Annotated in this window: 2 protein-coding genes; both read right to left on the minus strand. The window is 44.2% G+C overall.

Features of this window, described 5'->3' with window-relative positions:
- Nucleotides 1-92: hypothetical protein (locus AS136_RS28935; protein WP_032444339.1), on the minus strand; the 92-nt coding region annotated here is incomplete at its 3' end.
- 45 nt (nucleotides 93-137) lie between these two features.
- Nucleotides 138-419: formylglycine-generating enzyme family protein (locus AS136_RS27805; protein ID WP_142668776.1), on the minus strand; the 282-nt coding region annotated here is incomplete at its 5' end.

The raw sequence follows: 419 nt of genomic DNA on the forward strand, positions 1-419 counted from the left end.
TGCTGGTCGTCGATCATGGCAAGATATTCTGACATCAGGCTATCCGGGACAGGTTTAAATAGTCTCTCCGGTTTATTGGAACATTCATTCAACGTTGTTGCTCCGGTTAAAATGATATATGTCACCACCAAACGACATTATTTATTGATGACGCAACGGAAAACATACTGCGGACCAACACCATATTTTTCATAATCATCGTCTTTATTGATCTTTGGAACTGGCAAATCTGATTGTCTGAATACGGTTAAAGCGTATTGTCTGTCACCGCCAACATTCCCGCGGAGGACTTTTTCGGTCCCCTTTACGGGTCCCTGAGGATCGTTTACCGGAGAATGAGAGTAATAATCTGACGCATACCAGTCATTGGTCCATTCTGAGCCACTAAGTCCCATATCATACAGACCCAGGGGGTTTGG

Source organism: Klebsiella sp. D5A (assembly GCF_001620885.1).
GTDB classification, from domain to species: domain Bacteria; phylum Pseudomonadota; class Gammaproteobacteria; order Enterobacterales; family Enterobacteriaceae; genus Klebsiella; species Klebsiella variicola.